We start from the raw sequence: 19,293 nt of genomic DNA, 5'->3' as shown, positions 1-19,293 counted from the left end.
TCCATCAGGTTATGCGAGCGATATCGTTAAAAATTGCGATACCCATGATCATAAACAGAAGCACGCCACCTATTCTGTATCCCCATTCCTGCACCGCTTCAGGCACAGGCTTGCCTGTGATCCACTCCACAATAAAAAACATGAGGTGACCACCGTCAAGCATGGGCAAGGGTAATAAATTAATAATGCCTAAATTTACGCTTATTAAGGCAAGAAAACTCAAAAAGTACGCAAGTCCATACCCAGCACTTGTTCCCGCACCTTGAGCAATTGAGATAGGGCCGCTCAAATTCTTCACCGACACGTCGCCCGTGATGAGTTTTCCTATCATTTCGACACTGAGTGTCATAAGACGCCATGTTTTATCAAGCGCCTTCCCAATAGCCTCTATAATGCCATATTGATGAGTAAACACATACCCTTCTGGCCAAGGCTCAAATGTTGGGCTTACACCTAGATACCCACTTTGCCCCTGTGGTGTATCGCGGCGCGCTATCGTGGCATTTAATGTCAGCGGTTGTCCATCCCTTTGTATATCAAGCGTAATTTGCTCACCTGGACTTTCAACAATCTCATCGACTAAACGCTCCCACGATGACAACTTAGTTCCGTTTAATGCTACTAATGTATCTTCGGGCTTTAAGCCCGCTTGCTGAGCTGCACTACCTTCACCAACAAAACCAACCGTTAATGTTGCATCTGGACGAAAAGGGGTAAGCCCTAAGCTGCTTAAAGGAGACTCACTATCTGGGTCAAAGTTCCAAGAACTCAGTGTAAATCTCAGTTCTTTTTCCACGTTCGCTGAATTTTTAACCGTTACAAGGGCATTTTCAGAGCCTATGTTTGAAACGATCTCTAAGTTTACCGCTTCCCAATCTGGTGTATTCCTATCGCCGACTTTTATAATTTCATCGCCAGGTTGAACACCTGCTATGGCTGCAATGCTTTCAGTCTCAACCTGTTTAACTACAGGCTTAACGGTTTGTAAGCCAACCAAGTACATTAGCCACAGCGCGAAAAACGCAAATATAAAATTAACACCAGGGCCTGCTGCGATAACTGCCATACGCTGTAAAACGGGTTTGTTGTTGAACGCTTTGTCAGCCAATTCAGGAGGTACATCGTCAATACGACCATCGAGCATGCGTACATACCCGCCAAGCGGAATCATGGCTATAACGTACTCTGTACCAGACTTGCTAAGCTTGCGCCAAATAGGTTTTCCAAACCCAATAGAAAAACGCTCTACCTGTACACCACATTTACGGGCAACATAAAAGTGCCCCCATTCGTGAACAGCAACTAAAATACCTAGGGCGACAATAAATGCCCCTAGGCTCCAAAGAAATGCTAGCACTGGAATTTACCTCGGATAATCTCGTTAGCTTTCGCTCTTGCTAAGCTATCTTGCTCTAGAATTTGCGCTATAGAAGCTACGGAAGCTGAAGGCATGGCATTGAGCGTGGCTTCGTTTACTTTGGCAATGTCACAAAACTGAATTTTGCCTTCTAAAAAGGCATCAACCGCCACCTCATTTGAAGCATTAATTCTGGTCGTTGCGCACTGCCCTTCTTTACACGCATCAATCGCTAGTTTCAAATTGGGGTAACGTTCAAAACATGGCGTTTGGAAACTGAAGTTAGCGATATCTGAAAAATCGAGGGGCGTTACACCTGCTTCAATGCGCTGTGGGTGAGCTAAACCGTAAGCAATAGGGGTGCGCATATCTGGATTTCCCATTTGCGCGATAACTGAACCGTCAATGTATTGGACCATAGAGTGAATAATACTCTGTGGGTGAACGACCACGTCAATGTCATTGGCACTAGCGCCAAATAGCCAACACGCCTCAATGAACTCAAGCCCTTTGTTCATCATGGTCGCTGAGTCGATGGTAATTTTTCTGCCCATCGACCAGTTAGGGTGTGTACTGGCTTCATCAATGGTTATTGAAGAAAAGCTCTCTAACGCTCTTTCTCTGAAGGGGCCGCCTGAACCAGTTAACAAAATTTTTCGAATGCCAGACGCCGCAAAATTACCGTATTCATAATCGTGTGGTAAACACTGAAAAATGGCGTTATGTTCGCTATCTATGGGAAGGATTTTTGCGCCACTTTGATTGGCAGCATCAATAAATAACGCCCCTGACATGACGAGCGCTTCTTTATTTGCAAGTAAAACGCGCTTGCCTGCCTTGACCGCCGCTAAAGTAGGTAGCAGCCCAGCAGCGCCGACAATTGCTGCCATGACGGCATCAACTTCAGGCGCACTTGACACATCTTCAAGTGCTTTAGCTCCGCAGAGTATTTCGGCATCTACATCGTAACGAGATGCAAGCTCGCTGGCTGCTTTGTATTGCGTATCGTCAGCAATAACCACGTAGCGTGGCGCGCATTTTTGGGCCTGCTCCATTAGCAATTCAAGCTGGGAGTTACCAGTAATAGCAAATACGCGATATTTATCAGGATGGCGATTAATTACGTCTAGTGTATTACAACCAATGGAGCCTGTGGCCCCTAACACCGTTACTGTTTGCATTACGCCATCCAAGTTACATAGCAGAACGCAAACACTGGAAATGCTGCCGTAAGGCTGTCAATTCTATCAAGCACGCCACCGTGGCCTGGAAGAATTTTGCCGCTATCTTTTATGCCTGCGCAACGTTTAAGCATGCTTTCGTTTAAATCACCAAGCGCTGAAACAGCTACCGTGATACCACCAATAGCGAGGTGAAGCCAAATGCGAGATGGTTCGACCTGATAATGCAAAGCTGCAAACGCAATAATAGCGAAAGATGCTGCGATGCCGCCCAGCAGACCTTCTAAACTTTTACCTGGCGATACATTAGGGCGTAACTTATGACGACCAAATTTCACGCCCACGAAGAAAGCACCTATGTCTGCTGCCCAAACTATACCTAGAACATAGAACATCAAGGAAGCACCGTAGAAAGGGTCTACATCGTGTAGGCTAGTACGAAGCGCTACCACTGCAACCCATGTCGGAATAAGTGTCAGTGCGCCAAATACCGTTCTAACGCTGCGGCTATCCCTCCAAAATTTTGAATACTTTGGATAGGCAAGTACCATAAATAAAGACGCTATCCACCAAAGAACTGCGATGGTGAGTATGCCGCGGTATAAACCATGAAGCTGACCTTGATACCAGATCATACTTGCATCGACCATAAACGATAGTGCAATACAAATCGAGAAGGCCCCCGCCATATAAAGCAGTTTCTTGGGTCGCTCGCATACACCTGACATATTTGCCCATTCATAAGCGCCAATACCGACAACACCAGCAATAGCTATTTCAAACCAAAAAATAGGGAGAAATAAAATAGCGTAAAGCGCCAGTGGCGCGAGGATTAATGCAGTTATTATTCGTTGTTTTAGCATAATTTGCCCTTGGCTTTAGTTAACAGGGCTAGCCTGATAAGTGCCTGCGTGATGTTAACCATCGGCTTTGACTACCTGCTCGCCTGTTAGCCCAAAGCGACGCTGGCGAACATTGAAATCGTCAACAGCTAGTTGAAACACATCTTCATTAAAGTCGGGCCATAGTACGTCGGTGAAATACAATTCTGCATAGGCACACTGCCACAACAAGAAATTGCTAATGCGATGTTCACCGCCAGTGCGGATAAGAAGGTCTAGCTCAGGAAGGTTAGCCGTTGATATGTGCGAATTAATCGCGTCTTCGGTGATGTTTTCAATATCTAAGTCGCCGCTTTTCACCTGAGCTGCAAGTTGCTTAGCCGCGTTCACGATATCCCATCTACCGCCATAATTCGCTGCGATATTTAAAACTAAATCTTTATTGTCTTTAGTCATGTCTTCAGCTTTTCGAATTTTATCGACCAGCTTGGCATCAAAAGCCTCAACATCACCGATGACCTGCAAACGTACGCCGTTTTTGTGTAATCGTTTTGCTTCACTATTGAGAACTAGATTGAATAGCTCCATCAAAACGCTGACTTCTTCTTCAGGACGCTTCCAGTTTTCACTGGAAAACGCAAACAACGTCAGTGATTCGATACCGTTTTGACGTGCAAAGCGCACAACAGAACGAACAGATTCAACCCCGGCCTTGTGACCAAAGGTACGAATTTTCCCTTTCTTTTGCGCCCATCGACCATTGCCATCCATTATAATAGCAACGTGCTTCGGGCCAGCAGTTACTGCTGGCACCTCAGCTGTCGTCGATTTGGCTGCGCTTAAACGCTTTCCAATCATAATACTTACTTATACTTCCATTAGTTCTTTTTCTTTGTCAGCAAGCATGCTGTCAACTTTCTTAATGAAATCGTTAGTAATAGATTGAATGTTTTCTTCTGCTGCGCGGCTTTCATCTTCACTGATCTCTTTTTCTTTAAGAAGATCTTTGATGTCGCCGTTCGCGTCACGACGAATGTTACGGATAGCCACACGACCACCTTCCGCTTCGTTGCGAACAACGCGAATAAGGTCTTTACGACGCTCTTCGGTAAGTGGTGGCAGAGGAATGCGAATAGAACCACCTGCACTCATTGGGTTTAAACCCAAGTCAGACTGCATGATTGCTTTTTCTACCGCCTGAATGGCGCTTTTGTCAAATACAGTAAGCGCCAGAGTACGGCTGTCTTCAGCAACAACATTTGCCACTTGCTTTAGCGGCGTATCTACGCCGTAATAAGGTACCATGATGCCATCTAAAAGGCTTGGATGCGCACGACCTGTGCGAATTTTGCTGAATTGGCCTTTAAGAGAAACTAGGCTTTTTTCCATGCGCTCTTGCGCATCTAATTCAATTTCATCAATCACGATTTGTATCCTATTGTTCTTAATTAATCGTTGCCAGCGTGGCGAATTACAGTACCTTCTTTCTCGCCCATCACAACACGTTTTAGGCAACCTGGCTTATTCATGTTGAATACGCGGATAGGCAAGCTGTGATCGCGCGCCAAAGTGAATGCTGACAAGTCCATCACTTTAAGTTCTTTTTCTAGTACTTCTTGGTAAGTCAGTTCGTCGTAAAGCGTTGCTTCTGGGTTCTTCACCGGATCATCGCTGTATACACCGTCTACTTTTGTTGCTTTTAACACCGCATCGGCTTCAATCTCGATGCCGCGTAAGCATGCAGCAGAGTCTGTAGTGAAGAAAGGATTGCCAGTACCTGCAGAGAAAATAACAACACGGCCTGATTTAAGAAGACTAATTGCCTCTGCCCAATTGTACGCGTCACACACGCCATTGAGAGGGATTGCTGACATCATGCGAGCATTGACAAATGCACGATGAAGCGCGTCGCGCATGGCTAAACCATTCATTACGGTAGCTAACATTCCCATGTGATCGCCAACAACGCGGTTCATTCCCGCTTTTGCTAGGCCCTCGCCACGGAACAAGTTACCACCACCAATCACAAGACCAACTTGAACACCAAGTTCAACCAGCTCTTTAATTTCTTGTGCCATTCTATCAAGTACTTTAGGGTCAATGCCAAAGCCTTCTGCCCCCATTAGGGCTTCACCACTAAGCTTTAACAGAATGCGTCGGTATGCTGATTTTGGTGTGATACTCATAGTTTGAATTGTCCTCGTAAACCCGTTTTGTCCTATGTCTTTCAATAAACAACTTCAAAAAACATAGGACAAAGCGCTTTCTTTTATCAGGCAGGCGCGTACTTATCTCGCCTAGCTTCACACTTAAGTAATGCAATGGCAACACTAAAGACGTTCAGCTATAAAAAAGCACCTCCTAAGAGGTGCTTTGTAGTTTATCTAACTATTGCTTAATGCAAAAGATAAACACTCAATTATTTCTTAGCAGCTTCCATTTGAGCAGCTACTTCAGCAGCGAAGTCTTCAGTCTTCTTCTCGATACCTTCACCAACTTCGAAACGTACGAAGTTGATTACGTCTGCGCTGTTGTTCTTAAGAAGCTCAGCAACAGAGATTGAAGGATCTTTAACGAAAGGCTGACCAGTCAAGCTCACTTCGCCAGTGAACTTCTTCATGCGGCCTGCAACCATTTTCTCAGCGATATCAGCTGGCTTACCAGACTGAATAGCGATTTCGATTTGGATTTCTTTCTCTTTCTCAACAACTTCTGCTGGAACGTTTTCAGGCTTAACGAACTGCGGGCTTGCAGCTGCAACGTGCATAGCAACGTCTTTAGCTAGCTCTTCGTCACCGCCAGTAAGAATAGAGACAACACCAATACGGCCGCCGTGTACGTAAGCACCTAGTGTATCGCCTTCAACGTTGATAACGCGACGAGGAGAGATGTTTTCACCAATTTTAGCTACAAGTGCATCACGCGCTTCACTAACTTTAACGCCGTTCATGTCTGCGTCGTTAAGCGCTTCGATGTCGTTAATGTTGTTCGCTGCTGCTACTTCTAGAAGCTCGTTACCGAACTTAAGGAAACCTTCGTCACGTGCAACGAAGTCAGTTTCACAGTTTAGTTCAAGCATAGTCGCACGACCTGCTTCAACTTTAGTAAGGATTACACCTTCAGCTGCGATACGACCCGCTTTTTTAGCCGCTTTCGCTTGACCTGATTTACGCATGTTTTCAATGGCTAACTCAATGTCACCATCCGTTTCAACCAGGGCTTTTTTACAATCCAGCATACCTGCGCCAGTACGTTCGCGCAGTTCTTTAACTAGTGCTGCAGTCACTGCCATTTTTCAATTCCTCAGCATTAAATATAAAATTCGTTAGGTAAAAGGGGCGATGTCGCCCCTCTCAATACGGTTCGTATTATAGTACTGCCATATTATCTTGATATGACAGTCAGCAATCAGAATTACTCTGCTGCTTCTACGAAGTCGTCTTGCTCAGCTTGTACTTCAAGGTTGCTTTCGCGACCTGAGTTAATAGCGTTTGCAGCAGCATCCAAGTAAAGTTGGATAGCACGGATAGCATCGTCGTTACCAGGGATGATGTAATCAACACCGTCTGGGTTAGAGTTAGTATCTACTACACCAACAACAGGAATACCTAGGTTACGCGCTTCAGTGATAGCAATGTGCTCGTGATCTGCGTCGATAACAAAGATTGCGTCTGGAAGACCGCCCATATCTTTGATACCACCAAGGCTGTTTTCAAGCTTATCCATTTCACGCTGTAGCATTAGCGCTTCTTTCTTAGTTAGCTTTTCAAACGTACCGTCTTGGCTTTGTTGCTCAAGGTCTTTAAGACGCTTGATTGACTGACGTACTGTTTTCCAGTTAGTCAACATACCACCTAACCAACGCTTGTTTACGTAGTACTGGTCGCACTTAAGAGCAGCGTCTTTAACTGCTTCGCCAGCTGCGCGCTTAGTACCAACGAAAAGGATTTTACCTTTCTTAGACGCAACACCTGAAAGGTAGTTAAGCGCGTTGTTGAAAAGTGGAACCGTTTTTTCAAGGTTGATGATGTGAACTTTGTTACGTGCACCGAAGATGAAAGGCTTCATCTTTGGGTTCCAGTAACGAGTTTGGTGACCGAAATGCACACCGGCTTTCAGCATGTCACGCATAGAAACATTAGCCATTTTATTTTCCTCTTGGGGTTAGGCCTCCATATACCCCTTGTATCGATTCAGGCCAACCAAAGTCGAACTGAACACCCCGATACGAAGTGACGGTATATGTGTGTTTTAATAAAATAAATTTACCCTCAATAACGGCGCCGCTTTGTCAATGTATACATTGAGCTAAATTGAGCTTTCCGTCAGGGCGCGCGCTTTATATCACAATCCCAACACGGCCTCAAGTTTTGAAGAAAAAAAGCCTAGGTATCGCGCAGTTTTACTCACAAACGTCTATTGCTACTCGCCATACTAGGCACCTTCCCTCTTCGGGAAATAAAAAGCAACAAATTCAAAACGTTACTTAGAATGACCTGAATAGTGTTATACTTCGTAAATAAAAATAATTCTTCATAAAACTAGTTTCAAACGATTTGAGAGGCGCTGTGACAGCTATTATCAAAACCCCAGAAGAAATCGAAAAAATGCGCGTGGCCGGCAAATTGGCTGCCGAAGTGCTTACTATGATAGGGCCTTATGTAAAAAAAGGTGTTACCACGGATGAGCTTAATACTATTTGCCACGACTATATTGTTAACGAACAAAAGGCAACTCCCGCGCCACTTAATTATGGCCACCCACCATTTCCGAAGTCGATTTGTACATCGGTAAATCACTGTATTTGCCACGGTATCCCTTCTGACAAGAAACTTAAAGACGGTGACATCATCAACATTGACGTTACGGTTATCAAAGACGGTTACCATGGCGATACGTCGAAGATGTTTGTGGTAGGCAAGCCTTCGATTCTTGCAGAGCGTCTTATTCGCGTAACGCAAGAATGCCTATATAAAGCCATTGAGCAAGTAAAGCCAGGCATGCGCTTAGGTGACATTGGCCACATTTGTCAAACTCACGCTGAAGCGCATAACTATTCAATTGTGCGTGAATACTGCGGTCATGGTATTGGTACCAGCTTCCATGAAGAACCACAAATTGTTCACTATGGTAAACCGGGTACCGGCGATGTGCTGGAACCGGGCATGTGCTTTACCATCGAGCCTATGGTTAACGCAGGCAAGCGCTACTCAAAAGTATTACCCGATCAGTGGACTGTTGTGACGAAAGACAGAAGCTTAAGTGCTCAATGGGAGCACACGTTATTAGTGACAGAAGATGGTGTAGAGATACTTACCCTTCGTGACGACGAAACGCTTGAGCGCGTAATTTCGCACGGTTAAGCTTTTTGAAAAAACAACAGAGTTAAAGCAAAGCGGCTGCACAATTTGCAGTCGCTTTCTCTAAAAATAGCATCATCGACATTATCGCGAATATGTCAAAACTCTTTTAATCCCCCGTACGCTACACCTCTATAACAAATAACCATAAATATTCACAATTTAACCTAACTTATGCATTAATTTGCTACTGCGAACCGCTGTCAATTCATGCTATTGTTCATAGCGTCTAAAAAGAAGTCTATTATAAAGGTGTATTTTGACGCTCCAATCATTGATTAAGAAAATCGACACCATAAGCTCTGTTGATGAAATCCCTGCAATTAAGTCTTGTGTTGAGGCGAATTATGCATGGATTATGGAGTCCTTTGATTCCACGCCCGTAAATCAGTTAGTGACTGGTCGCGCCCAATTTGTCGATGCACTTCTTTGTCACCTTTGGCAGCTTTATGGTTTAGACACTGTTGAGGAACTTTCTCTTTGCGCTGTAGGCGGATACGGCCGCGGCCATCTACAACCTCATTCTGACATCGACTTGCTTATTGTCAGTAGAAAAAAGCTACAGCCCGATGTTCAAGAAAAAATTGGGCAATTTATTACCCTATTATGGGATATCAAGCTGGATGTAGGTCAGTCTGTTCGAACTATTAAAGAAACCGTAAAGCTTGCTAAAGATGACATCACCATAGCAACAAATCTCGTTGAAAGCCGATTGCTCTGCGGAAGTGAAAGCACCTTTGAAAAGCTATGGGACGAGGTTAACGGTCGTAATTCATGGTCGAGCAAAGCGTTTTTCTCTGCAAAATACACTGAGCAAAAAAAACGCCACGCTAAGTTTAACGGCACGGCATATAATTTAGAGCCAAACATTAAAGAAAACCCGGGTTGCTTGCGCGATATCCAATCAATAGGCTGGGTAGCTAAAAAGCATTTTAAAGAATACGATGGCTGGAACTTAGTTGGCCACGGGTACTTTACCGAACAAGAACATAGCGAGCTAATTGCCTGTCGTATGCACCTTTGGAAAATGCGCTGTGCATTGCACTTAGTTGCAGGGAGAAGTGAAAACCGACTTTTGTTCGATTACCAACCCGACGTAGCCAAGATGATGGGATACGGAGAAGAAGGTAAATCGTCTGTCGAAAAAATGATGCGGGACTTTTTCCGCACGGTTGCTCGCGTATCTGAACTGAATCAGATGCTACTTCAACGCTTCAAATATGACATGCTTAACCAAAGCGTTCAAAAAAGCGTTATCATCAATGAAGACTTTGAGCTGCTCGATAATATGATTTCACCCAGGCATGAAACCGTCTTCTGTTCGCCTGAAACCATTCTAGACTTTTTGCATTTGGTGGCCAATACGCCCGAGATACAAGGGCTTAGCACGATATGTATTCGTCAATTACGCAATGCTCACCGCGCTTTTGAAGCCCAATATTACGTAGAACGCCCGCTGTGTCGCGAAAAATTCATGCGCTTAATGAAGCAGCCTGAATTTTTCAACTTCGCGTGGGATATTATGCACCAATACGGCATTTTGCAGGCTTACTTACCAGAGTGGGACGCTATTGTAGGTATGATGCAGTTTGACTTGTTCCATGCGTATACCGTAGATGAACACACTCACCGCTTAGTGAAGCATGTGAATTACTTCTTCTCAAAAGAGAATAAAGACTTCCCCCGCTGTGGCAGAATTTGTAGAAATCTTGATAAGCCAGAAGTGCTATATATTGCCGCTATTTTCCATGACATTGCTAAAGGGCGTAATGGCGATCACTCTACGTTAGGCGCACAGGATGTAGCAAAGTTTTGTTTGCAGCACAATGTGCCCGGTGAGGATGCGGAAATGATTGCGTGGTTGGTAGAAAATCACCTACTGATGTCAGTTGTTGCTCAGCGCCGTGATATTTATGACCCTGATGTAATCAGTGAATTCGCCGGTGCAGTAAGAAGCCACAACCACCTCAACCTGCTTTATACTTTAACCCTTGCGGATATTCGTGCTACCAACGACAACCTATGGAACGATTGGAAAGCATCACTACTGCGCGAACTGTATTTAATGACCCAAAAAGCATTAGATAATGGAATTCAGTGTCAGGTTACACTGAATGAGCGAGTAACTACTCACAAACATCAAGCAAGACAAATCCTGCAGGAGCGTGCTATTGATCCTATCGCAATCGATGCACTTTGGGCGCGGCTTGACGACGACTATTTTGTTCGCTTTAAGCCAACGCAGATTGCATGGCATACTGACGAAATAATTAAAGCGCAAGACGAATGGCTCACGCCTGAGCATGATGGGTTGTTAGTTAGAGCGAACGATAACAGCGCGAAGGGCGGCACCGAAGTGTTCGTGTACGGAAAAGACAGAAAAGCCTTATTTGCTCAAGTTGCTTCTGTACTAGATAGCCGCAACTGCTCAATTCACGATGCCCATGTTACCGTAACTAGAGACAGCTATGTATTTGACAGTATGCTAATTCTAGAAAACGATGGCAGTCGCATTAGCTCTGCATCTCGTATAACATCCATTGAAAATGCGATTTCTGCGCAGCTAGAGAAGCCGGGACGTTCGCACGAGAATAAGCGCAAGTTACCGCGACAAATGAAACAATTAGACGTGCCTACAAAGGTCCGTTTTTTCAATATCAACGATGAAGCGACACTTATTGAGTTAGAAGCTCTAGACGCACCAGGCATTTTGGCTAAAATTGGACACGCATTCGTTGATACTAATATGACGTTAAAGCTTGCTAAAATAGCCACCATTGGTGAGCGAGCTGAAGACATTTTTATCGTCAGCAATGAGGCTGGCAAAGCATTAACCCAAGAACAACAGGTAAACCTTAAAAAGCGGATCCTGTTTAAACTCGACCAACTTGAAGATATCACAATACCATGAATGAATTGAAAGCCATTATTGAAGACGCCTTCGAAAATCGCGATAGCATTAGCCCGTCGTCTGCTCCTGATGACTTAAGAGATGCAGTAGCGCAAGCTATTGACCTTCTAAACAGTGGTAAAGCGCGCGTTGCAGAAAAGATTGCTGGCGAATGGGTAGTACATCAATGGCTTAAAAAAGCTGTTCTACTTTTCTTCCGTCTTCACAATAATAACGTTATTGAAGGCGCTGAAAGCAAGTTTTACGACAAAGTACCACTTAAATACACCAATTATACAGCTGAACAGTTTGCCGCTGATGGCGCACGCATAGTGCCACCTGCTGCAGTTCGTACGGGTACATTCGTAGGCAAGAACGCGGTTGTTATGCCTTCTTACGTAAACATTGGTGCATTTGTAGATGAAGGTACCATGGTTGATACGTGGGCGACGGTTGGCTCGTGTGCACAAATTGGTAAAAACGTTCACCTTTCAGGGGGCGTGGGCATTGGTGGTGTATTAGAACCACTTCAAGCGAACCCTACCATCATTGAAGATAACTGCTTCATTGGCGCGCGTTCTGAAATAGTAGAAGGCGTAATTGTTGAAGAAGGCTCTGTTATTTCAATGGGTGTGTACATTGGCCAAAGCACACGTATTTACGACCGTGAGACCGGTGAAATTCACTATGGCCGAGTACCAGCAGGTTCAGTTGTAGTAGCGGGTAACTTGCCTAGCGCCGATGGCAAATATAGCCTTTACGCAGCGATTATTGTAAAAAAGGTAGACGCTAAAACCCGTGCTAAAGTAGGTATCAATGCCCTACTTCGCGGTGTTGAATAAGCAGTTGTATAACTGAAAGTTCTTGCTATTAAAAATACAAAAAGAGGCGCATAAGCGCCTCTTTTTTTCTGTAATTAAACCAACATTTTCAACGCTTAAGCCAACAACTTATCTTTTATCGTGTTAACCCAGTCTATTACGTCTTTTTCTGGCTCAAGGGTTTCAATCGCGTCAACCTCTAGCATATCTGCAACTGAAGTACCTTGCAGTTCAGTAAGTAGTGCGTGAAATTGTTTACCCGCGCCGCAGAAGCTTTCTCCATAGCTGCTATCACCTAATGCCGCCACTGCGAAAGGCTTGTCAGTAAGCATTGGCGATTCATCTTTCAAATCTGAGAAGACAAATTCAAGGTTTGGCGGAACGTCTCCTTGACCAGTGGTAGACGTGATAATCAACAGTGCATCGGCATCAGTGAAATCAGCAACCGAAGGGTCGCTTTCAAGCGAGCAGTCTACCCCCTGTTCGGCCAAGTTCTCTTCAACCTGCTCAGCTACGTGTTGCGCGTTACCATAAACTGTACCCGCAATAATTTTCAATGTTGCCATTTTTACCTCTTAAACTAATGTTCGCCGCCTTTACCGACAGACAGGTTCATACAATCTTACTAAGTTAAACACTAAACGGTTTTAACCTATTCGCTAATTGTTGCATCTCATTGTGCATCTCACCATTAATCGTTATCCATTTTCCACTAACGGGGTGGGAGAAGCCCATGTGGGTACAACTTAAGGCCAAATTAGAAAAATTAAAGTAGCCCTTGGCGAATTTGTTTTGCTTGCCATCTCCATGAGTAGTATCACCAATGATTGGATGACGAATGTGCGCCATGTGCCTGCGAAGCTGATGCTTACGCCCTGTACTTGGCGATAGCCTCACAAGCGAGTAACGCGCGCTTTGGTACTTACCCACGGGCTCGGGTACCTCAAATTTGGCCACTGATTGATATAAGGTAGTGGCTGGCTGCGGCGCCTGTTGAGGACGCTTATGCTTATCTGCGATTTTGTCATAGCGGTATTTTAGCGCGTAATCGATAAACCCTGTGTGATGCACGAACCCACGAACAATAGCGTGATAATCTTTTACTACCACTTTATTCATCATTTGCTGACCGAGTTTAGCAGCCACTTCGGAGCTGAAACTAAAAACAAGTACACCTGACGTTGGCCTGTCTAGTCGGTGAGCAGGGTATACATGCTGTCCAATTTGATCTCGTAGTGTTTGCACAGCAAAAACCGTTTCATGTCTATCAATCGGGCTTCTATGCACAAGTAGTCCTGGTGGCTTATCGACCGCTATAATGTGCTCGTCTTGATACAGAACGTTTAAATGCAAAGGGTCAGTACGTTGCGGTTCGCTCACGGATTTCAAATCAGTATCGTTTTCCTTTGTCAGACGTGTTGGTTGGCCAGCCGTGTTCATCCAATGTCTCCATTAGAAATATCGTCTATTTTTTGACATTGAGAAATGGTGCGCTGTTGTGTCTTTGGCAAATATATTTGTGCTGCTGGCGTAATTTGCATTAGCGGGATATGCTGCTCTAGTTTTAATAACACTCGCATTTTGGGAATAAAAATAAAAGCCAACCAACTCTCAAACGCTAGGCAGTCAACTGCAAAAGGTACAGCACTCTCCATTGCGCTATTACGCTCTTGTTCACTAATCTGCTCTTTAGGCCAAATTCCATCCTGCTGCATAACTGTTTCTAACTGCATCAGTGCTTCGCAAAGAGCCGCCTGACGTGCGTGATTAGGTTTATTCACTACTTCCCCCGCATGATGAAACGCTTGTGACTAAAAGGGCGCAGTATATCAGGGGCTAGGGACTAACATAAGTCATTGTGATTTATCGTTGAAATTCTTCTGCTGTGATACCATTATTCATTTCAGTTAGCGCTATCGTTTATTGTCTGGTGAATGTTTCTATTGGCCTTTTAAAGTACATAGATTGTATATGCCCAAGTAAAGCAGGTGCAGCACAACGTAAGCTAACAGTTATTAATTACAGCAGTATTTTGGAACGAGTTATGAGCGCTAACAGTATTAATTCTATCAGTGAGTTTTTGTTGCATGCAGGCACTGAGTATCAAGTTTTTGACCTTGGTCGTCGCCTTGAAGCCACAGATAATCAGACCTTTCTAGAAATAGAAAACGGCAGTGCTTATGCGCCTTACCCTCGTCAACAGCATGCTTGGTTCGGCATTGTTTTTTGGAATAAAAACGCCTCTACGCAGCACTATATTTGGTTCGTTAAACTACCGCTTGATGAGCAAGGCTTAGTCGTTACCGCCGCCAGAAATCACTTTTTAGAAATCATCACAGATGCATTAGGTCAGTCGGTCGCTGAAGATACGCAAAAAGCAGAAACTCTGCCTGATAACCCTTATTCGTTTGTCCCCAACCAATCGCAACTTGCTCAGTTCAATGCATTGGTCAAAAACAAATTAAACCAGCCGTTAAGTGAAGAGGCGCAGAAAGTTGAAGCCTATATTCAGGCGCCGCAGCTCGTTGACTGGCAACAGATACCAATGCAAAGTGTTGCAGACTTTGTTCATAGTTTTAATACTCATCCAAAACGAGATGTATTAGAAAAAGCAATTACATCTAATATATCGCTCTACTCAGACGTATTTTTAAATACGCTAATGGAAATGAGCGAGAGCGTTTCATTGCCTAAAGGTTTAGTGGCAATGTACTTAAGCGAAATAGACAAAAACGACGACATTAATTTGGCAGCGCTACGGGGCACCTCAGACGCTACCTTTAATCCAGCAATAAATAGCAAACTGCTTGATTTATTGAAAGACGAAAAATCACTACGTTTAGATATTCTAAGCGTAATTGCGGCACGCCATTATGAACAAATGGAACCATTAGTTCTTAGCGCGTTTTTGGAACAATCAGCAGTAGTTGACGAAAAAGAAGCGCATAACGGAACCTTGTTCGCTGGGTTCTTTTCAGATTTAGTTCAAATCCCAAAACTTCGTAGGCTAGTGTTAACGCTACTACGTTCAGATGCGCACTCTCATGTTCTTGGAAGCGCATTTAAACAGTTATTTGTTCAAGCGAGAAAATAGATGACATTGCTCGAATTAGTAGTGTGGCTAGTCATTGGTTTTACTGGTTATCAGTTTTGGCGTATTCGCGCTATTTCTGAGCGAACTAATATTTACTTAAAACAATATTGTGATAATCACAACTTACAGCTGCTAAGCGTGGCTAGAGCGCAAACGCGATTTTCATTCAAGTATGGAAAGCCAGACTGGCACAGCGTGTTTAAGTTCGAATTCTCTAGTAACGGTGAAGACAGGTATACCGGCGAGGTCGAGTTAATAGGTGTTCGCATCATGCGAACTGAATTACCACCTTACAGAGTGTGAAAATACAAAAAAAGGGGAAGCCTCCGGCTCCCCCTTTTTTCTGGAATTTTGAGTATCCTTCTCCGCGATCCCTTGCGACTAAAATCATCCCGATTAAAATCCGTATACGCCCCTTTCCATCTACTCTCGCGACATCCTGTGCGAGCTACACCTCCATGCGTAGATCCCTTTCCGTTTTTCCTAATTTACTGTACATCCTTCTTACAGTGTTCCTCATCCTGAGGCTGTCCTTGCCAGGCTCCGCTGACTATCCCTTCCTTCGCTCCGTTTTTTACTGCACTTCCTGCTGCAGCTTTGCTAATCCGTTAGCATGTCCACTTGTTCGTCCTTGGTTTGCTCGTCCATGCAAACTTCAAATCCTTTGTCGGTTGTCCTTACCGTCTATTCCCTGAAAGCATAGGTCCGTTTTCCTTGCTACGCCCCTTGTGATGTCCTATCACGCCAGTCGTCCCTACAATCCTTTCAAATCCTTTTCGACATCCTTTCCTCGCAGTATCCAGTCTGCGTTCCATTCCCTTTACTCACAGCCTTGTGAGAATCTCGTCCTTAAGTTGTCCCAATCTGGTCCTTTCAATATTTACGTAACTCGTTCCCTGACTCGTCGTGTTTCCTTGTGACATGCTCATAGTATCCCTTCCAATTATTACCGCCATATTGAATTACATAGATTTAAGAAAACTTCTTGTTCAACTTTAGAACAATTTAAAAAATTTCTAATATAATCAACAACTTTATACTTTAGTATAATTTATTCTTTCAGAATTTAAGTAGGATCACTCACAGCATTTGTAGGACATATCTTACAAATGCTGTAGTAAAATTGGTGTGACGAGTGAAAATGCAGTGTTAAGGGTTTAGGCGTTAGGTTGATGTTGTTTGATATTCGTTCACTTTTGCCTAAACATCACTTCACCATTTACATGTGACAGGCTAAGTTGACCAACAATTTGATAGTTATCGTCACTGAAGAAAGTTCGATGTTTTGGTACGGTGACAAACACTGAAACCCCTTCAGTTTTTTCATCTTCGCTTACCACGCTATCTATGGCCCCCAGCAATATATGACCGAGTCCATGATGTTGATAATCGGGATGAACAGCAATGAAACTGAGCATATGAAAATTATCTGCAGGAACTAGCGACCTGACTTTTTCTTCCTTCTCTAGCATCTGTTTAGTGCCAAAAAGGCCAGCAGTTAACAGCATCCGAAGCCTCCAATGCCAATATCGACCAGAACCAAACGCCGCATCAGGAGCGGTTAAGCAAGCAACGGCAATCAGTCTATCGTCATCGAATAAGCCAATCATGGGCTGCTGTGCGACCCAAAACGCATTGAGTTCTTCACGAATTGCTGAACGGAGGCGACTTTCATAGCCCTCTTTTTCTGCTTGGAAAATATCGATAAATAAAGGGTCGTCAACGTAAGCGTTGTATAGGATAGATGCAGCAACTTTAAGGTCATCTACAGAAAGATAAATTGCTTTAACTGTATCTTGCAGCGGGGTTAATACGTTACTTGTCGTATCGGTATTCATAGGGGCTCCTCGTATGCACAATATTCAAGTTGCAATTGACCGCTAAAGTGAAATCTACACAACCCATGTTGTTAAACCACTCTTTGACTTTAACTGCTTAAACTTTAGCCTACGCGAAAACCCCTAAATTGTTAACTTTTTATTAACATCGTTTCTAGATTGCCTTGGCTTTGACGTCTCTCTAATACTGTCTACGCATAAAGCACATGCGAATAAAGAGAATGGTCAACTGACTAGTGCATCAAGCTATAGGCACTATCTCCCCACCCAACCAGGCCGCCATTTCTAAATACAAGGGGCGTACATTCATCTTTAGTTGTTACACCGTCACCCATTGTTTTTTGTGTTCTGTAGTAAAGAACGCGATATGTGCCATCTTGTTTCTCGAACAACTCATTAAAATCGGCAACACCCATTTTTCTTAGAACGCTTTCATAGCTAGTGCCTGTTTCCAAATTCGCAATATGTTTGCGGTTATTGAACTCTCTATCTTCCCAATCGACACCATAATGGCTGTCTGAACCGCCACCCACAGATACAACACAGCCCGAAAGAAGAACCGAAGATGCTAAAGCTACAGAAAGAAGAACCGTTTTCATGTGAATTCCTTATTTTTATGTGTGTTTATGATCAATAAGTCTGGTAGTTATTGCTGTTTCGACAAAGTATGGCCGCTTCAGTGTGAATGAACACTGAATCGCTCCCCATACATCGAGCTTTAAACCCTGCAATATAAGTGTCAGAACTTAATTAATTACAAAGTAAACAAGATTGGGGCCAAAAAATTAAGATGCTGATTTTTATGACATTTACTCAAAGCCGACATTTCAACACACTTTACAGATAGCGAAATTAGTAACTTATTGGTGAAATTGACTATATGAACAAGTTACACTGAAGACAATCACTACATTGGATCACATCGCCATTATGGGTAATTCGAACTTACAACAGTTACATATCTTGTGTCTTCAAATGCATAAAGAAGGAAAAACCCCTTCAGTTGGGATTTTACGCGCAAAGGCGCCATTCAAAGTGTCAGTCACCGAAGCAATTGAAGCTATAAAGCGCTTCAACGCTGATAAGCCAAACCTGAATGCGACTGTCGGTGATAAAGAAGAACAAAACGACACTACTTCACAACCAAATCCACACAATAAGCTGCAAGCCCGAGTCGACATACTAGAGAAGGAAGTTGCAGAGCTTAAACGAGCTCTGCAACTGATAATTGGTGGGCATCAATAGGTACATTGGCCTTTTCTATGTATTTATAGAACGGCCTATGCAACGTTAAGGCAACATCCACATTTGAAAATCTTGCGGGTTAAATCAAAACTGTTCAATACGCCCTAGTTACCTACAGGAGTCAATTGCTCAACAAATGCCGCGAGAGATGGAGCAAGAATCTGTGACGGTTCCCTACCCACTTGCTCAAGTGCAACTTCACCACTTTCGTTAATTACCGATAGAATGAAGTCATCCTCGTCCGTTAGCCCAAAAAATAGTGTTGGTGTTTGCTTAAGCCTTTGTTTCATCAATAAATGACCAATTAGGTTTTGCTGTAATCGTTCGAAGTCCTCGCTATTGAACACTTGAAGTAGTTCACATTGGCCTTGAGGTGCCATAGCTTTTAAGTTGTCGCTATAGTAGCGCGTGAAATATTGGCAGTAATCTGAGTTGAGAGTTAAGGACAACGCTTCTTCAACATTCGTAAAAGAAAGAGGCGGACTCTGGCGCTTGGGAGACCACCTAACAAATTCACCGTCTTGTGCTGTGTCTTCATAGCATAATGATGGCCATGCGCTATCAAACGCTATTTTAAGGCCGTCACCTTTCGCTTGTTCGACATAAGATGATACAAATTTATCTAATTGTGCTGAAATTGTTAGAGCCATTATGACGTTACCTTC

20 protein-coding genes are annotated in these 19,293 nt (G+C 43.7%); 6 read left to right on the top strand and 14 right to left on the bottom strand.

The features are described from left to right. Nucleotides 1–4: 4 nt before the first annotated feature. The 8 genes from rseP to rpsB all read right to left on the bottom strand — a co-directional run bounded on the left by rseP (nucleotide 5) and on the right by rpsB (nucleotide 7,526). Nucleotides 5–1,357 (bottom strand): sigma E protease regulator RseP, encoded by a 1,353-nt coding sequence (gene rseP / locus ACHUFN_RS08320; protein WP_394221878.1) that lies wholly within the window; start codon nucleotides 1,355–1,357, stop codon nucleotides 5–7. After that, nucleotides 1,351–2,538 (bottom strand): 1-deoxy-D-xylulose-5-phosphate reductoisomerase, encoded by a 1,188-nt coding sequence (ispC, locus tag ACHUFN_RS08315; RefSeq protein ID WP_394221877.1) that lies wholly within the window; start codon nucleotides 2,536–2,538, stop codon nucleotides 1,351–1,353. The genes rseP and ispC overlap by 7 nt, the downstream gene beginning before the upstream one ends. Then, nucleotides 2,538–3,401, bottom strand: a complete 864-nt coding sequence (locus ACHUFN_RS08310) for a phosphatidate cytidylyltransferase (RefSeq protein WP_394221876.1) — start codon at nucleotides 3,399–3,401, stop codon at nucleotides 2,538–2,540. Before ACHUFN_RS08310 ends, ispC begins: the two co-directional genes overlap by 1 nt. A 54-nt stretch (nucleotides 3,402–3,455) precedes the next feature. Then, nucleotides 3,456–4,238, bottom strand: coding sequence for a polyprenyl diphosphate synthase (gene uppS / locus ACHUFN_RS08305; protein ID WP_394221875.1), 783 nt, complete (start codon nucleotides 4,236–4,238; stop codon nucleotides 3,456–3,458). Nucleotides 4,239–4,247: 9 nt separating this feature from the next. After that, nucleotides 4,248–4,805 (bottom strand): ribosome recycling factor, encoded by a 558-nt coding sequence (gene frr / locus ACHUFN_RS08300; RefSeq protein WP_014948555.1) that lies wholly within the window; start codon nucleotides 4,803–4,805, stop codon nucleotides 4,248–4,250. 23 nt (nucleotides 4,806–4,828) lie between these two features. Beyond that, nucleotides 4,829–5,566, bottom strand: a complete 738-nt coding sequence (pyrH, locus tag ACHUFN_RS08295) for a UMP kinase (RefSeq protein ID WP_394221874.1) — start codon at nucleotides 5,564–5,566, stop codon at nucleotides 4,829–4,831. Nucleotides 5,567–5,799: 233 nt separating this feature from the next. Continuing rightward, nucleotides 5,800–6,672 (bottom strand): translation elongation factor Ts, encoded by an 873-nt coding sequence (tsf, locus tag ACHUFN_RS08290; protein ID WP_394221872.1) that lies wholly within the window; start codon nucleotides 6,670–6,672, stop codon nucleotides 5,800–5,802. Nucleotides 6,673–6,794: 122 nt separating this feature from the next. After that, nucleotides 6,795–7,526, bottom strand: coding sequence for a 30S ribosomal protein S2 (gene rpsB / locus ACHUFN_RS08285; RefSeq protein ID WP_039223249.1), 732 nt, complete (start codon nucleotides 7,524–7,526; stop codon nucleotides 6,795–6,797). Between the two features lie 422 nt (nucleotides 7,527–7,948). Here rpsB and map point away from each other — a divergent pair, with 422 nt between their 5' ends. The 3 genes from map to dapD all read left to right on the top strand — a co-directional run bounded on the left by map (nucleotide 7,949) and on the right by dapD (nucleotide 12,472). Beyond that, nucleotides 7,949–8,743, top strand: coding sequence for a type I methionyl aminopeptidase (gene map / locus ACHUFN_RS08280; RefSeq protein ID WP_394221871.1), 795 nt, complete (start codon nucleotides 7,949–7,951; stop codon nucleotides 8,741–8,743). 256 nt (nucleotides 8,744–8,999) lie between these two features. After that, the gene (gene glnD / locus ACHUFN_RS08275; protein WP_394221870.1) at nucleotides 9,000–11,651 is read left to right on the top strand and encodes a [protein-PII] uridylyltransferase; all 2,652 of its coding nucleotides are present in this window, start codon (nucleotides 9,000–9,002) and stop codon (nucleotides 11,649–11,651) included. Continuing rightward, entirely contained in the window at nucleotides 11,648–12,472 is an 825-nt protein-coding gene (gene dapD, locus ACHUFN_RS08270) for a 2,3,4,5-tetrahydropyridine-2,6-dicarboxylate N-succinyltransferase (RefSeq protein WP_394221869.1), read from the top strand. Before glnD ends, dapD begins: the two co-directional genes overlap by 4 nt. Nucleotides 12,473–12,567: 95 nt before the next feature. Here dapD and ACHUFN_RS08265 read toward each other — a convergent pair whose 3' ends face one another. From ACHUFN_RS08265 to ACHUFN_RS08255, 3 genes are all read right to left on the bottom strand, one after another. Continuing rightward, a complete protein-coding gene (locus tag ACHUFN_RS08265; protein WP_394221868.1) occupies nucleotides 12,568–13,017 on the bottom strand; it encodes a flavodoxin in 450 nt (149 codons plus the stop codon). A 64-nt stretch (nucleotides 13,018–13,081) separates the two neighbouring features. Then, nucleotides 13,082–13,891 (bottom strand): tRNA pseudouridine(65) synthase TruC, encoded by an 810-nt coding sequence (truC, locus tag ACHUFN_RS08260; RefSeq protein ID WP_394221867.1) that lies wholly within the window; start codon nucleotides 13,889–13,891, stop codon nucleotides 13,082–13,084. Further along, complete coding sequence (locus ACHUFN_RS08255) at nucleotides 13,888–14,232, bottom strand: YqcC family protein (protein ID WP_394221866.1); 345 nt, start codon at nucleotides 14,230–14,232, stop codon at nucleotides 13,888–13,890. The genes truC and ACHUFN_RS08255 overlap by 4 nt, the downstream gene beginning before the upstream one ends. A 263-nt stretch (nucleotides 14,233–14,495) precedes the next feature. Here ACHUFN_RS08255 and ACHUFN_RS08250 point away from each other — a divergent pair, with 263 nt between their 5' ends. Then, nucleotides 14,496–15,545, top strand: coding sequence for a DUF3549 family protein (locus ACHUFN_RS08250; RefSeq protein ID WP_394221865.1), 1,050 nt, complete (start codon nucleotides 14,496–14,498; stop codon nucleotides 15,543–15,545). Then, on the top strand, nucleotides 15,546–15,848 hold the full coding sequence (locus tag ACHUFN_RS08245; RefSeq protein WP_394221864.1) for a DUF3301 domain-containing protein: 303 nt from the start codon (nucleotides 15,546–15,548) through the stop codon (nucleotides 15,846–15,848). An 887-nt stretch (nucleotides 15,849–16,735) separates the two neighbouring features. Here the strand turns inward: ACHUFN_RS08245 and ACHUFN_RS08240 are convergent. Together ACHUFN_RS08240 and ACHUFN_RS08235 are read right to left on the bottom strand one after the other, a co-directional pair. Further along, nucleotides 16,736–17,383: a GNAT family N-acetyltransferase gene (locus ACHUFN_RS08240; protein WP_394221863.1), complete on the bottom strand. Its 648-nt coding sequence runs from the start codon at nucleotides 17,381–17,383 to the stop codon at nucleotides 16,736–16,738. 233 nt (nucleotides 17,384–17,616) lie between these two features. Then, the gene (locus ACHUFN_RS08235) at nucleotides 17,617–17,982 is read right to left on the bottom strand and encodes a DUF3192 domain-containing protein (protein WP_394221862.1); all 366 of its coding nucleotides are present in this window, start codon (nucleotides 17,980–17,982) and stop codon (nucleotides 17,617–17,619) included. Between the two features lie 436 nt (nucleotides 17,983–18,418). Between ACHUFN_RS08235 and ACHUFN_RS08230 the strand changes: the two genes are divergently transcribed. After that, a complete protein-coding gene (locus ACHUFN_RS08230; protein ID WP_394221860.1) occupies nucleotides 18,419–18,628 on the top strand; it encodes a hypothetical protein in 210 nt (69 codons plus the stop codon). Nucleotides 18,629–18,732: 104 nt separating this feature from the next. Here ACHUFN_RS08230 and syd read toward each other — a convergent pair whose 3' ends face one another. Beyond that, the gene (gene syd, locus ACHUFN_RS08225) at nucleotides 18,733–19,278 is read right to left on the bottom strand and encodes a SecY-interacting protein (RefSeq protein ID WP_394221859.1); all 546 of its coding nucleotides are present in this window, start codon (nucleotides 19,276–19,278) and stop codon (nucleotides 18,733–18,735) included. Between the last annotated feature and the right edge of the window lie 15 nt (nucleotides 19,279–19,293).

Origin of the sequence: Alteromonas gracilis, assembly GCF_043642145.1 — a bacterium.
GTDB lineage: Bacteria > Pseudomonadota > Gammaproteobacteria > Enterobacterales > Alteromonadaceae > Alteromonas > Alteromonas gracilis_B.
Note: the sequence above shows the minus strand (reverse complement) of the source record. Positions and strands in the feature narration are given on the sequence as shown.